The sequence below is a fragment of the Janthinobacterium leeuwenhoeki genome (assembly GCF_051380795.1).
Classification (GTDB): Bacteria; Pseudomonadota; Gammaproteobacteria; order Burkholderiales; family Burkholderiaceae_D; genus Janthinobacterium.
This window is the reverse complement of the sequence record NZ_JBNYXT010000015.1, coordinates 72709-85263: the sequence shown is the minus strand read 5'-3', so window position 1 is coordinate 85263 and position 12555 is coordinate 72709. Positions and strand designations below refer to the sequence as shown.

Here is a 12555-nt window from a genome sequence, read left to right as displayed (position 1 = left end):
GGATACCCTTCAATGAGTTAGTGACCGCTCCAGCACTCCAGCATATCCTGTGCCGACACCGGACGGCTATAAAAATAACCTTGCGCCAGCTTGCAACCATGGCGCAGCAGGAAGGCGGCCTGCTCTTGCGTCTCCACGCCTTCGGCAATCACCGACAAGTGCATGCTCTTGCCCAGCTGGATGATGGCAATCGCAATCGCTTCGTCATTCACGTCCGTCGAAATATCCTTGATGAAGGAGCGATCGATCTTCAGCGTCTGCACGGGCAGCTGTTTCAGATACGCGAGCGAGGAATAGCCGGTGCCGAAGTCATCGATGGCCAGGCCCACGCCGATGGCGTGCAAGTCGTTGATGAAACCCAGCGCGTCGCCCGTGTTCATGATCACCGATTCCGTCACTTCCAGCTGCAGGCGCTGCGGCTCGAGGCCCGTTTCCTTCAGAATATCGGCCACCATGCCGGCGATGCTGCCCCGCTCGAACTGTTTTACGGACAGATTCACGGCCATCTTTGGCACATGCAAGCCCTGCGCCTGCCAGCGCATCATCTGGCGGCATGCTTCATCGAGCACCCATTTGCCCAGCTGATTGATGAAACCGCTGTCTTCGGCCAGCGGGATGAAGCGCACCGGCGGCACCAGGCCCAGTTCCGGGTGATTCCAGCGTACCAGCGCCTCCACGCCGACCAGGCGGCCCGTGTCGATTTCCACCTGCGGCTGGTAATTCAGGAACATCTCGTTTTTCTCGAGCGAGCGGCGCAAAAAGGTTTCCAGGCGCAGCCGCTCGACGCCCTCGCCCGTCATCGACGGCGCATAGAAGCGGTAGCCATTGCGCCCGCGCGCCTTGGCCTGGTACATGGCCACGTCGGCGTTGCGGATCAACATGTTCAAGTCCAGCGCATCGTCCGGATACAGGCTGATACCCACGCTGCAGGTGACGAACAGTTCGTGGCCGGCCACCGTGAACGGCTGGTCGAACATGGTCATCAGCTTTTCCGCCACCTGCGTCGCACCATACTCGCCGTCGATGCCTTCGAGCAGGACGATGAACTCGTCGCCGCCCAGGCGCGCCAGGGTATCGCCCTCGCGCAGGCGGGCCGCCAGCTGGCCAGCCACCTTTTGCAGCAATTCGTCGCCCACATGGTGGCCCAGGGTATCGTTGACGTTCTTGAAGCGGTCCAGGTCGATAAACAGCACGGCCAGTTGCTCGCCGTCGCGCGCGGCGCGCAGCAGGGCATGCTGCAAACGGTCGTGGAACAGCAGGCGGTTCGGCAGCGCCGTCAGCGGATCGTGGTGGGCCATGTGGTCGAGCTTTTCCTGCGACGCCTTGACCAGCGTGATATCGCTGAACACGCCCACGTAATGCGTGGTGCCGGCGCGCCCGTCGCGCACGGCGCTGACGGTCAGCCACTCCAGATACAGTTCACCGTTCTTGCGCTGGTGCCAGACTTCGCCGCGCCAGAAGCCGCTGGCCTTCAGCTCCTGCCACATGGCCTCATAGAACGCCGCATCGTGGCGCGCCGAGCGTGTCAGCGACGAGTGCTGGCCCACCGCCTCCGCTTCGGTATAGCCGGTGATCTGCGTGAAGGCGGGATTGACGGTGACGATGATGCCGCTGGCGTCGACCACCATCACGCCGTCGGCGATGTGTTCGAGCACGGTGGCCGACAAGCGCAGCTTTTCTTCCGCTTCCTTGCGCGCCGTGATGTCCGCATACACCCAGATGCTGCCTTCGTTGGGGTGCAGGGGATCGAGCGCGCAGCCGCTGACCAGCGCCCAGAACAGGCTGCCGTCGCGGCGCCGGTACTGGCGCTCCTCGCTGAAATCGCCGCCCGTCGCCAGCACCGGATACTGGCGCTCGCCCGCCTCCTCGAAGTCATACGACGTCATGAATACGATGGAGGTTGAACTGCCCGTCATTTCGGCGTGGCCGTAGCCGAACAGCTCTTCGCAGCGGCGGTTGACGGAAATGATGCGGCGGTGGCGCACGAACATCACGCCGAACATCACGTTGTCGAGGATGGCGCTTTGCTCCGTCAGCAGTGCCTCGATGCGCATCTCGTGGTGCTTGCGCTGGCTGATGTCGGCAATGATGCCGTCGACCCAGGTGACGCCCTGCTCGCCCGCCTGCGGCTGGCCATTCTCGGCCACCCAGCGCTCGATGCCGACGGCGTCGATGATGCGGTATTCCAGCGCATACGGCTGCACCTCAAGCACCGCCTGGCGCACGGCGCGCCGGTGCTCGCGGCGGTCTTCCGGGCAGATCAGGTCGGCCCAGGCGTGCGTGCTGCCGCGCATGAACTGCCGCGCCGAATAGCCGGCGATCTCTTCGATGGCATCGCTGACGAAATCGATGGGGCCGTCGGGCCGGTAGCGGAAGACGGCGCCCGGCACCTGCGTGACGATGGTGCGAAAACGCTCTTCGCGCTGGCCCACATCCTCGAACAACTGGCCGATGGCAGCGCGCATTTGCTCGAGCTGGGCCGTCAGGCGACCCAGCTCGTCATTGCTGTGCGAAGCCAGGGGCGTGTCGAAATCGCCGTGCGACAGGCGGTCGGAAAAGCGCGTCAGGCGACGCAGCGGCGTCAACAGGCGGCGGTTCAGGAACAGCACGATCAGCGCCATCGACACGGCCAGCTGTGCGCCCAGCACGAAAATATACGACATCTGCTTTTCGCGCAGCTCCTGCTGGCTGCGCGCATCGTCCATCTCGACGACGACGTGGCCGATGCGTTCGCCACGCACGAGGATGTCGCGCTCGGCGCGGTACAGATTGCCCACGGACCGCTGCGGCGCCTGCAAGCTGATGAATTCCGTGTCGCCCTGCCCCAGCACCTTCACCAGCAGCACGGAACGGTCGCGCATCACCGACTCGACCAGAGATTGGGCCGATTCCGCATTCATGTTCCACAGCGATTCCTGCATGCCCAGCGCCAGGATATCGGCATTGCGCTGCAAGGCTTCGTTCAGACTCGTGCGCGCCGACTGACGCTCATGCACGCCAACCAGCACATAGCTGCCGAAGATGGCGGGAACGACGAGGCCGCCAAATACCACCAGCAGCAAGGCGCCATAGATCGACGAGCCATACAGCACACGCAGGCTGGCGCGCAGGCGCTGGTAAGGTGAATTAAACATGCGGCAACAGGGCAACAGGGGTCAGGCGGGCGATCATTGACTTTACAGGGGAATCGGGTGGTCAGGCGGGAAGAAGCTTTATCAGGAGCAATTATGCATGGAAAAAGCGGGGAAAGTCACAATAAACACGCGCCAGCGCTTCCCTCATAGCATATAGACAGGGTTAAAAAACCACACGCCGGCCGGCGCGCCCGGCCGGCGCCAGCAGAAAAACGCGCAGCTTGCTATCATCGCGCCACTTTACCTAGAGGAACCACCATGACCTTCTCCATCTACTCCGCTTCGATCCCCGTCTTCAAACAGATCCTGGGCAGCCTGGCCGCCATCCTGGACAAGGCGGAAACGCACGCGCAAGACAAGAAAATCGACCCGAACGCCCTGCTGCAATTCCGTTTGTTCCCGGACATGCTGCCGTTCGTGCGCCAGATCCAGATCGCCACCGACTTCGCCAAGGGCTGCGGCGCGCGCCTGGCCGGCGTGGCCGTGCCACCCTATGAAGACAGCGAACAGAGCTTTGCGGAACTGAAAGCGCGCATCGTGAAAACCATCGCCTTCCTGGAAAGCCTGCCGCAAGCGGACATCGATGGCAGCGAAACGCGCGCCATCACCACCGGCAGCGGCGAAAAGACCAAGCACTTCACGGGCCAGACCTACCTGTTCCACTACGCGCTGCCACACTTCTTCTTCCATGCGACGACGGCATACGACATCCTGCGCCATAACGGTATCGAAGTAGGCAAGAAAGATTTCATCGGCAGCTATTAATAGTTGACCCCAATAGTACCGGGGTCAGACCCTCAATGCCGTCCACACAAAAGTCATCGCTGACATGTGAGGGGGTCTGACCCCAGCAGTTGCAGTTGGGTTAAATCAGGTATTCCTGCGCGGATACCCCTGCGCCAGAATCCGCACCCACACCACTTCCTTCTCCTCATCCGTCATCGACACCCAGTGGGCCACTTCCACCACGCTGCGACCGCAGCCGCGGCAGATTTCATCGAAGGTCGTCGAGCACACGGCCACGCAGGGCGTATCGGGACGCGGCGGCAATTCCTTGTCAGCCATCAGGACACCTTCGGCAAGCCGAGCTTTTCCCAGCCTTCGGTGCCCAGCGCTTCCAGGGTGGCAATATTCTTGTCAAAAATTTCCGACGCTTCCGGAAACGCCTCGACGGCGCGCGCTATGCTGTCTTCGCGCAGCAGGTGCAGGGTCGGGTAGGGCGAACGGTTGGTGTAGTTGCTGATGTCGTCCTCGAACGTCTCGGCAAACTGGTAATTCGGGTGGAAACTGGCCACTTGCAGTTCGCCAGCCAGGTGCATGTCTTCCACGGCCGCATCGGCCACGTCGAGAAACTCGTTGTAGTCGAGGAAATCGTTCAAGGTATACGGATGGATCAGCAAGGTCGTGTCGATCTGCTCGGGATCCGTGTCGGCCAGGATTTGCAGCTCGTCCATCAGCATCGCCAGCAGATCTTCCGGATTGACCGATTCGCACACCACATAGCGTATCTGCTTCTTAACGTGCACGGCCTTGGCGAACGGGCACAGGTTCAGGCCGATCACGGCCTTTTCCAGCCAGGCAACGGTATTGGCGATGATGACGGCGTTGTCGTCGTCGTGGCGCGGCGGGGTGTTCATATACTTGACTCTCTATCAATAAGGCGGCCGGCAGCCGAATGGCCAGCCAAAGCCAAATTGTACGCACTCTTTGCGCAGTCTCATACCGGACGGCTGCCAGGCTTGCGCCAGCCTCCCCGGCTTGTATGCTATAACAGCGGCCGAATCCCGCATCGGGCAAATTAAATTTGCAATAATGACAGCATTTGCGAATGGAAACCCAGCCGTCTCCCGCTTATTGCCGCTTATTTCCTGTCATCATGCTGACATAATTCTTGACTCCGGCATGTGGATATACGTACACTCGCTGCTTGATCATGGGTCTGTCCGATGTTTCTCCGACGACAACAATGGAACACTATGCACGAAAACTCCTTTAAATCTACCGTCCTGGCGGCGTTGGCCCTGGCGCTTGCGCCCGCCCTCAGCCAGGCGTACGAAGCCGGTGTTGAGAGCGATAACGCGCCAGTCGCTGCAACCACACCTGCCCTGATCCCGATGACCGCCCAGGTCACGGCGAAACTCCCCACCCTCGACAACCGCCTGCAAAAAACCGACCGTCTGCTGAAAAATCTCAGCGACAATTCCGATCCGCTGCGCGAAGCCGACGTCTGGGGCCGCATCCGCAGCGGTTATGCGATTCCCGACATCAACAACCAACTGGTGGCGAACCACGTCAACTGGTACGCCACCCGCCCCGACCACCTGGCCCGCACCACGGCGCGCGCCTCGCGCTACATCTTCCACGTGGTGCAGGAACTGGAAAAGCGCGGCATGCCGACGGAACTGGCCTTGCTGCCGTTTATCGAGTCCGCCTTCAACCCGCAGGCTTTCTCCAGCGCCAGTGCAGCCGGCCTGTGGCAATTCGTACCCGCCACCGGACGCGATTTCAACCTCAAGCAAACCATGTTCAAGGACGACCGCCGCGGCGTGCTGGCCTCGACCGATGCGGCCCTGACGTACCTGCAGCGCCTGTATGACATGTTTGGCGACTGGCAACTGGCGCTGGCTGCCTACAACTGGGGCGAAGGCTCGGTGCAGCGCGCCATCAAGAAAAACCAGGCGCTGGGCAAGCCGACCGACTTCGAAAGCCTGGCCGACCTGATGCCGGCTGAAACGCGCAACTACGTGCCGAAACTGCAAGCGGTGAAAAACATCATCGCCAATCCGGCCCAGTTCGGCCTGACCCTGCCCGTGGTCGACAACCAGCCGTATTTCACGGCCATCGACAAGACCAGCGACATCGACATCACCGTCGCGGCCCAGCTGGCCGAACTGTCGACCGACGAATTCAAGGCGCTGAACCCGCAATTCAACCGCCCCGTCATCATCGGCGGCGAAAAGACCAAGATCTTGCTGCCGCAGGAAAACGCGGCCAAGTTCACCACCAACCTGGCGCAATGGGGCCATGCCTTGTCGAGCTGGACGACGCACAAGATCACCAATGCACGCGAACGCATCGAAACCCTGGCGTCGAAATTCGGCACCACGGCCGACGTGCTGCGCCAGGCCAACAATATTCCCCAGCGCACCAGCCTGCGCGCCGGCTCCACCATCCTCGTACCGAAAACCTCGGCCACGATGAACAAGGACATCACCCAGGAAATCGCCGACAGCGCCACCATGCTGCTGGAAGCGGACCGTCCAGAACGGGCCGCCAAGGCATTGCGCCGCGCCGCCAAGGGCGGCAAGGTGCGCGCCGCGCCAATTTCCCTGGTGAAAGCACGCATCCAGCGCGGCGGCAGCAATAGCCGCGCCAAGGCTCGCCACTGATTGCCTGAGCTGTATAGACGCACCTCACCGGCCGCCACAGCTTTGCTGTCGCGGCCGGTTGCACATCCGCCCACCCCGCCCACCATCCCAGACAGGAGTCGTCATGGCGTTCTTGCAAGGCAAAAAAATCCTTATCACGGGCTTGCTGTCGAACCGCTCCATTGCCTATGGCATCGCCAAGGCATGCCACCGCGAAGGCGCCACCCTCGCCTTCACGTATGTGGGCGAACGCTTCAAGGAGCGCATCACGGAATTTGCGGCGGAATTTGGCAGCGAACTGGTATTCGACTGCGACGTTTCCAGCGATGAACAGATCAGCGCCGTCTTCAGCGACCTGGCGCACCACTGGGATCAATTGGATGGCCTGGTGCACGCCATCGGCTTCGCGCCGCGCGAAGCGATCGCCGGCGACTTCCTCGACGGCCTGTCGCGCGACAGCTTCCGCATCGCGCACGACATTTCCGCCTACAGCTTTCCCGCCATGGCCAAGGCCGCCCTGCCCCTGCTGCACCCGGGCGCCTGCGTGTTGACCCTGACCTACCTGGGCGCCGTGCGTGCCGTGCCCTACTACAACACCATGGGCCTGGCCAAGGCCTCGCTGGAAGCGTCCGTGCGCTACCTGGCCGAGTCGCTGGGCCCGCGCGGCATCCGCGCCAACGCTATTTCCGCCGGCCCCATCAAGACCCTGGCCGCCTCCGGCATCAAGGATTTCAGCAAACTCCTGGGCTTTGTGGCCGAGCACGCCCCGCTGCGCCGCAACGTCACCATCGAGGAAGTGGGCAACACGGCCGCCTTTCTGCTGTCCGACCTGGCCTCGGGCATCACGGGCGAGATTACCTACGTCGATGGCGGCTTTTCGCAAGTGATGGCCGTCAATCCCGAAGTAGACTGATGCGGTGATGGGCGCCGCGTCGCCACACTCCATGAGCAGCGACGCGCATAGCCACGGCGGAGGCTGCTGACAATCGCCATCGTGGGCAGACGCAAAAATGCTCAAAAACTACGTATTCCTACTGATTTCACATAGGAAACATGCGCAAAACGTGGTAGGACTTTCGTTTCTTCCCATTTAGCCCGTGCAAAACGGCATCAAATACGGTATAGTGTCGTTGTGCGCTGCAATATGTTCCCTTGAAGCGATGGCAACACCGCAGTACTGCACTACAAACTTAGCAGCTTCGCAAGCCTTAGCGCATCCACAGGATGCCGCTTATAAAGCCCTCCCGCCTTGTGTGTCGCACCTGACACCGTCCCGGCGCAAAGCTTTTGTGCCGAAATTTCTTTCTAGTTGAGTCATTTCGTTTTGGTTGGCGTTGCTATTTTGCGTTCTGCTTTTTGCAAGAACGCTGATTTTTACGAAAGAAAAGAATGACATTTGAATCCTTAGGCCTGCATCCGTCCATCATCGCCGCTCTGACCGAATCGGGCTACACCGCGCCAACCGCGGTACAGTCGCAAGCGATTCCAGCCGCGATCGAAGGCCGTGACCTGCTGGTCTCGTCGCAGACCGGTTCGGGCAAGACGGCAGCTTTCATGCTGCCATCGCTGCACAAACTGGCCAGCGCCGAACAAAGCACCGCCGGCAAGACGCCGAACCAGGAAATGCAAGCATCGCGCGCCCGCGGCGAGCGTCCACGTTTCAAGGCTGCCCAGCCAAAAATGCTGGTGCTGACGCCAACGCGCGAACTGGCCCTGCAAGTGACCACCAACACCGACAAGTACAGCACCGGCATCCGCCGCATCAAGGCCGTGTCGATCCTGGGTGGCATGCCTTACCCTAAACAGATGCAATTGCTGGCCAAGAATCCTGAGATTCTGGTCGCTACCCCTGGCCGTCTGATCGACCACATGGACTCGGGCAAGATCGACTTCTCGCAACTGGAAATCCTGGTGCTGGACGAAGCCGACCGCATGCTGGACATGGGTTTCATCGACGACATCGAAAAAATCGTGGAAGCGACGCCAGAAGGCCGTCAAACCATGCTGTTCTCGGCAACGCTGGATGGCGTCGTCGGCAACATGGCCCGCCGCATCACGAAAAACCCGCTGGTCATCCAGATCGCCGGTTCGTCGAACAAGCATGAAAACATCACCCAGCGCGTCCACTTCGTCGACGATCTGTCGCACAAGAATCGCCTGCTGGACCACCTGCTGCGCGACGAAACGCTGGACCAGGCGGTTGTGTTCACCGCCACCAAGCGTGACGCCGACACCATCGCCGACCGTCTGAACATCGCCGGTTTCTCGGCTGCCGCCTTGCACGGCGACATGCACCAGGGCGCGCGTAACCGCACCCTGGACGGCATGCGCCGCGGCCAGGTCAAAGTGCTGGTTGCCACCGACGTTGCCGCCCGCGGTATCGACGTGCCGACGATCACCCACGTGTTCAACTACGATCTGCCGAAGTTCCCGGAAGACTACGTCCACCGCATCGGCCGTACCGGTCGCGCTGGCCGCAATGGCCTGGCCATCTCGCTGGTGAACCACGCTGAAGGCATGAACGTCAAGCGCATCGAGCGCTTCACCAAGCAATTGATTCCGGTCAATGTCATCGAAGGTTTCGAGCCTAAGAAAACGGCGTCGGCACCACGTTCGAGCGCCCGTCCAGGCGGCTGGAAACCAGGCGACAACCGTGGCGGCGCGAAGCCAGCGCAACGCACCTTCAGCAAGCCAGGCGCACCACGCAAAGACGGCGCACCGAGCACCGGCGGCGGCTACAAGGGTTCGAACCCGCGCAGCACCGACGGCGCACGCCGCAGCTACGGCGACCGTTAATCACGGCGCACCGCCGCCGAGGCGGTAGTCAATAAAAAGCGGCCACCAGATCACTCTGGTGGCCGCTTTTTCATGTCCGCTGCATTTATTTCTTCGACACCTTCTGGCGCGACAGCTTGCGCAGCTTGGCTTGCTCGAAGCGCACCTGCTGCTCCGGCGTCTCGAGCACCAGCGGCGGCACGGCCACCGGCTTGCGGTTGGCATCCACGGCCACCATCGTGAAATAGCAGCTGTTGGCATGGCGCACCAGGCGCTGCTGGATATTTTCCGTCACCACGCGGATGCCCACTTCCATCGACGTCGTCCCCGTGTAATTGATCGAGGCGAGGAACGTCACCAGTTCGCCCACGTGGATAGGCTGCAGGAACATCACCTGGTCTACCGACAGGGTGACCACATAGCTGCCCGAATAGCGGCTGGCGCAGGCATAGGCAACGCTGTCGAGGTATTTCAGGATGGTGCCGCCGTGCACGTTACCGGAAAAATTGGCCATATCGGGCGTCATCAAGACCGTCATCGTCAGTTCGTGGGCCGACCAGTTCATCGCGCTGTCCAAAGTGTTCTCCAAGGGGAAATTAAAAGTGAGGGAGGATGTGAAAACCGGCCCCAGGGGCCGGTTGCCGGGACAGGCGGTTACAGTCCCAGGGTGTCGATGTCGGCCAGCGACTCGCGGCCCTTGTCAGAAATGTCGTGACCCTCGCCGTCGGCGCGCGCCACGATATGGGCTTTCTTGCCCAGGAAATAGGACACGTCCGATTCCAGCTTGGTCAGCGGATCGGTGGCGACGGCGCGCAGCCCCATGATGCAGCGGCGCAGAAACAGCAGTTGCTGGGCTTTCTCGGTGATGGACAGACGGCCATCACGTGCATAGCTGAGCAGCTTCAGGCCGGACAGGCGCTTGGCATTGCGGGCAACGCAAGCGCTGGGGCGCTCGGTCTTGATGCCGCGTGCAACTTGCTCCAGCGCGTCATATTCATCGGTTGTTAATTTCTCGTTCTTCATTACTTTTCCATAAAAGGCCAGGTGTTCGGCCCCCATGGTACGCGCCCCGCTGCGCATCGGCAACAGGCAACGTGAATCAGTCACCGCCCGCGCCGCGAACGGACGACTGAAGAGCGAGCTGGACAGCCCTTATTTATAGCTGCGCAGCAGCAGCCATGCCAGACCACAACCCGCTACGGCGCCCGCCAGCGCCAGTGCCAAAAGGTTTTTGCTGGTCATCACAGGACGACGTCCCAGGTAGATTTTATTATGCAAGGAATTGCCCATGATGGTCTCCTGTACAAGAATTTTTATGATGTCTTATTATAAGAACAGAATCGTGACGGCCGCATGACACTCGACAGTTAGAGTTTGATTTGTATCCACTCGGCAACACTTATGAGCATTTTTGTTGTTTAAATGGCGTGGCGCCGGCGGCGGTGCCCCAGTCCATTTCCGATTCGAAATAAACACGACGCAGCTCTCCCCGCAAGCGCGCATGACGGGTCGCCATGCGCGCTTGCGGGCCGCGAGAACTTGCCGCGGGCGATCCGGTCAATGCATTTTCACGGGCAGTGGTGGCGGCATCGGCTCCTCGACCGGCACGGGGTCGATGTGGGGCGGCTGTTCCGGCGGCGGCGTGACGGGATCGCCTTCCGGCGGTGGCGGCATATCGGGTTCTGGCGTGCTATGCGCACGCAACGGGGCAAGATGGGATTGTGGCTGCATGGTGGCCTCCTTTACCCCACTGTAGCCGATACGGCCAAATCCTGGCGCCCGCCAGTGGCAGGCTGCTGGGGAACCAAACGGCGTGGCGCCACTCCAACTTGGCAGGTATCTCCTCCTGCGAGTGCAAGCGATCGCCATGGCACGCAAGAAAATCCTCTTTATGGCCGAGGCAGTGACCCTGGCCCATGTTGGCCGCCCCCTGAGCCTGGCCCAGGATCTGGACGAGCAAAAGTATGAGGTGCATTTTGCCTGCGCCGATGGCTATGACTTTTGCTTCAAGCACGCTCCCTTGCGCCGCTGGCGCATCGACAGTATTTCATCGCTGCAATTCCTGCAAGCGCTGGCGCACGGCAAGCCTGTCTATACGGAAAGCACCCTGCACGCGTATGTGGAAGACGACCTGCGCCTGCTCAATGCCGTCCAGCCCGATCTCGTGATCGGCGACTTTCGCCTGTCGCTGTCGGTCAGCGCCCGCTTGCAGCGTATTCCCTACATCACCCTCAGCAATGCCTACTGGAGCCCTTACGTGCGCCAGCACTACACGGTGCCCAGCCTGCCCCTGACAGGCATGCTGCCCATCTGGCTGGCCGCCCCCCTGTTCCGCCTGATCCGCCCGCTGGCCTTCGCCTCGCATGCCGTGCCCCTGAACCGCGTACGCCGCCGCCATGGCCTGCCATCGCTGGGCAACGACCTGCGGCGCATCTATACGGATGCCGACCGCACCTTGTACGCGGACATTCCGCAACTGTTCCCACCGCAGGCCATGCCGTCCACGCACGACTACCTGGGCGCCATCATCTGGGCGCCGCCGCTCGACTTGCCGGACTGGTGGCAGCACCCTGAACTGAGCAGCGGACGGCCCATCATCTATGTCACCCTGGGCAGCTCCGGCCAGGGGCAGTTGCTGCCGCGCGTGCTGCGCGCGCTGGCGTCCCTGCCCGTCACCGTGCTGGCGGCCACGGCCGGCACCATCCGCGTCGACGCCGTGCCGCCGAACGCCTATGTCGCGCCCTTTTTACCGGGTGACGCGGCGGCCCGGCGCGCCAGCCTGGTGATCTGCAACGGCGGCAGCCCCACCAGCCAGCAGGCGCTGACGGCAGGCGTGCCCGTCATCGGCATCGCGGGCAACCTCGATCAATTCCTCAATATGCACGGCATCGCTGGCGCCGGCGCCGGCTTGCTGCTGCGCGCCGACCGCTTGCAGGAAACCGCCCTGCGCCACGCCGCCACGCGCATGCTCGACGATGGCCGGGCCACGCTGGCGGCGCGTCAACTGGCCACGGCCATGCGCGACTATGTGCCAGGGCAACGCTTGCTGCCGCATATGCACGCCCTGCTGGGTCCCGTCCCGCAAGGCGGCCAGCCGTGACGGGTAGCGTCGGTTTTTCTGACAGTGCGGCCGGCAAGACCTGCATCGCGTCAACAAAAGCGCGCCAAGCCCTTGATTTCAAAAGAACCTCATGCGTTGGCATGGAAGTCGCTAGGTACTGGCCATGAGCACCTGCCGACAGGACTCAGGCAAGACTTCCAGACTCACTCAACCACGA

Annotated in this window: 12 protein-coding genes; 5 read left to right on the top strand and 7 right to left on the bottom strand. The window is 61.7% G+C overall.

Annotated features, from left to right (window positions below; translation table 11 throughout):
• Positions 1-17: 17 nt before the first annotated feature.
• Positions 18-3134 (bottom strand): bifunctional diguanylate cyclase/phosphodiesterase, encoded by a 3117-nt coding sequence (locus ACQ4WS_RS14005; RefSeq protein ID WP_436477151.1) that lies wholly within the window; start codon positions 3132-3134, stop codon positions 18-20.
• Positions 3135-3392: 258 nt separating this feature from the next.
• Here ACQ4WS_RS14005 and ACQ4WS_RS14000 point away from each other — a divergent pair, with 258 nt between their 5' ends.
• Positions 3393-3899, top strand: a complete 507-nt coding sequence (locus tag ACQ4WS_RS14000) for a DUF1993 domain-containing protein (RefSeq protein ID WP_034779265.1) — start codon at positions 3393-3395, stop codon at positions 3897-3899.
• Positions 3900-4004: 105 nt separating this feature from the next.
• Here the strand turns inward: ACQ4WS_RS14000 and ACQ4WS_RS13995 are convergent, their stop codons facing one another.
• Entirely contained in the window at positions 4005-4199 is a 195-nt protein-coding gene (locus tag ACQ4WS_RS13995; protein WP_034779267.1) for a DUF1289 domain-containing protein, read from the bottom strand.
• Positions 4199-4771 carry a DUF1415 domain-containing protein gene (locus tag ACQ4WS_RS13990; RefSeq protein ID WP_436477149.1) on the bottom strand — a complete coding sequence of 191 codons (573 nt, stop codon included), beginning with the start codon at positions 4769-4771 and terminating at the stop codon, positions 4199-4201. Before ACQ4WS_RS13990 ends, ACQ4WS_RS13995 begins: the two co-directional genes overlap by 1 nt.
• A gap of 339 nt (positions 4772-5110) precedes the next feature.
• On the opposite strand from ACQ4WS_RS13990, the gene ACQ4WS_RS13985 reads away from it, so the two are divergent.
• From ACQ4WS_RS13985 to ACQ4WS_RS13975, 3 genes are all read left to right on the top strand, one after another.
• A complete protein-coding gene (locus ACQ4WS_RS13985; RefSeq protein ID WP_436477147.1) occupies positions 5111-6523 on the top strand; it encodes a transglycosylase SLT domain-containing protein in 1413 nt (470 codons plus the stop codon).
• Positions 6524-6626: 103 nt separating this feature from the next.
• Positions 6627-7415, top strand: a complete 789-nt coding sequence (gene fabI / locus ACQ4WS_RS13980) for an enoyl-ACP reductase FabI (protein ID WP_436477145.1) — start codon at positions 6627-6629, stop codon at positions 7413-7415.
• Between the two features lie 476 nt (positions 7416-7891).
• Entirely contained in the window at positions 7892-9298 is a 1407-nt protein-coding gene (locus ACQ4WS_RS13975) for a DEAD/DEAH box helicase (RefSeq protein ID WP_131686236.1), read from the top strand.
• 85 nt (positions 9299-9383) lie between these two features.
• On the opposite strand, the gene ACQ4WS_RS13970 is transcribed toward ACQ4WS_RS13975, so the two are convergent.
• The 4 genes from ACQ4WS_RS13970 to ACQ4WS_RS13955 all read right to left on the bottom strand — a co-directional run bounded on the left by ACQ4WS_RS13970 (position 9384) and on the right by ACQ4WS_RS13955 (position 11008).
• Positions 9384-9842: an acyl-CoA thioesterase gene (locus ACQ4WS_RS13970; protein WP_096238581.1), complete on the bottom strand. Its 459-nt coding sequence runs from the start codon at positions 9840-9842 to the stop codon at positions 9384-9386.
• 89 nt (positions 9843-9931) lie between these two features.
• On the bottom strand, positions 9932-10300 hold the full coding sequence (locus tag ACQ4WS_RS13965; RefSeq protein ID WP_436477142.1) for a hypothetical protein: 369 nt from the start codon (positions 10298-10300) through the stop codon (positions 9932-9934).
• A gap of 129 nt (positions 10301-10429) precedes the next feature.
• The gene (locus tag ACQ4WS_RS13960) at positions 10430-10567 is read right to left on the bottom strand and encodes a hypothetical protein (RefSeq protein ID WP_219307004.1); all 138 of its coding nucleotides are present in this window, start codon (positions 10565-10567) and stop codon (positions 10430-10432) included.
• 267 nt (positions 10568-10834) lie between these two features.
• Positions 10835-11008, bottom strand: coding sequence for a hypothetical protein (locus ACQ4WS_RS13955; RefSeq protein ID WP_436477140.1), 174 nt, complete (start codon positions 11006-11008; stop codon positions 10835-10837).
• Between the two features lie 136 nt (positions 11009-11144).
• Between ACQ4WS_RS13955 and ACQ4WS_RS13950 the strand changes: the two genes are divergently transcribed.
• A complete protein-coding gene (locus ACQ4WS_RS13950; protein WP_436477138.1) occupies positions 11145-12377 on the top strand; it encodes a nucleotide disphospho-sugar-binding domain-containing protein in 1233 nt (410 codons plus the stop codon).
• Positions 12378-12555: the final 178 nt, after the last annotated feature.